The sequence below is a fragment of the Nitrospirillum amazonense genome (assembly GCF_007828045.1).
GTDB lineage: Bacteria > Pseudomonadota > Alphaproteobacteria > Azospirillales > Azospirillaceae > Nitrospirillum > Nitrospirillum amazonense_C.
In genome coordinates this window covers 1-1,462 of the sequence record NZ_VITN01000072.1, presented here as the reverse complement: position 1 = coordinate 1,462, position 1,462 = coordinate 1, and the positions used below count along the sequence as shown (strand labels likewise).

General features: G+C 62.5%; 2 protein-coding genes. Both read right to left on the bottom strand.

Annotated elements, in window-relative coordinates; genetic code table 11:
• Positions 1-155: 155 nt before the first annotated feature.
• A complete protein-coding gene (locus FBZ89_RS30600) occupies positions 156-1,004 on the bottom strand; it encodes an IS3 family transposase (protein ID WP_246173128.1) in 849 nt (282 codons plus the stop codon).
• Positions 953-1,303, bottom strand: a complete 351-nt coding sequence (locus tag FBZ89_RS30595) for a transposase (protein ID WP_186457682.1) — start codon at positions 1,301-1,303, stop codon at positions 953-955. The genes FBZ89_RS30600 and FBZ89_RS30595 overlap by 52 nt, the downstream gene beginning before the upstream one ends.
• Positions 1,304-1,462: the final 159 nt, after the last annotated feature.

The following is a 1,462-nucleotide window of genomic DNA, read 5'->3' as shown; positions in this document are numbered from 1 at the left end:
AGCCGCAAGGGTGACCGGGCGTGGCGCAAAGCCAAGGAAGGCACCGGGGAGACGCCGGATCGCAAGGCCCGCAAGCGGGGTGGCAAGGCGAAGAATGTGAATCGGCATGGAATAAGGACCCCATATTGGAGTGCGCCCCTTGGGGTGGAGAGTTTTCAAGCCGCGGAATTGACAGGCGGTTGGGCGTGTTGATCCTCAAAAGCGATGGGACTGAGATAGCCCAGCGCTGAATGAAGGCGCCGGGCATTGTACACTTGGTCGATGAAGCGCGGCAGATCGGCCACGACATCATCGAAGGTCTCGTAGGCCATGGGATAGACGGCCTCGACTTTCAGCGTCTTCATGAAGCTTTCGGCTTTGGCGTTGTCATATGGGTTGCCGCGCCGGCTCATAGACCCGACCAAGCCGTTGTCAGCCAGGATCTTGCGGTAGATGGCACTGGCGTATTGACTGCCACGGTCGGTGTGTTGGACGCACCCGGCGGGAGGGCTTCGCGCAGCAATGGCGGCCTTCAGGGCCGCGATCGTAAGCCGGGTGTCGATGGAACGGCTGATCGCATAGCCCACGACGCGGCGGGACCAGGCGTCCAGGATTACGGCCACGTAGACGAAGCCGACCGCCACGGCGACGTAGGTGATGTCGCCAACCCAGAGTTGATCAGGACCGGTGAGCATCATGTCTGGCGCCCGGTTCGGGAAAATCGGCTCGTCGTGGTCACTGTCGGTCGTAGCGACGAAACGCCGCCGGTGCCGGGGTTGCAGATCATGCTCGCGCATGAGCCGGCGCACCTTCTTGCTGTTGACCACGAGCCCCTGGTGCCGCAGTTCCGCGCCAACCCGCCGATAGCCGTAGCTTTCGAACTCGGCGCAGATGGCCTTCATCCGGCCCAGGATCATGGCGTCGCCATCCGTCTCGACGGGGACGTCATAGTAGGTGGAGCGTGCGATCCCCATCAGCCGGCAGCCTTCGGCGACGCTGAGGCCGGCGGGCCGGCAATCACGGATGTAGTCCCGCTTTTGCTGGACCGTCCGTGCTTCAGCGCCCCCTTTAGAAACTCGATCTCCAGCGCCTGCCGGCCGACCAGCCTTTCCAGGGCGGCAATCCGCCCCTCGTATTCCGCCAACAGATTCGACGCCTCGACCTCCTCGTCGAATTCCCCGGCCTCCGCCTTGGCCACCCATACCCGGATCAAGTTGCGGCAGATGTCATGCCGCGTCGCCAGACCATGGAGGGACTCCCCGCCTGCATACTCGGCGACAACCTGGCGTTTGAACGCGATGCTGTGAACTCGGTGCTTCGCCATGACCCCACTCCAACTGGATTCCCAGGATCGTCTCACCGACCTGTCGATTGGAAGCAGCCGGACATGTGAATCGGCATGGAATAAGGACCCCATATGAGGGGTGATCGGCGTCCAATCGGGACCCCTTTTGTACGGGTCCATACTGGCTCCCATGGCAAT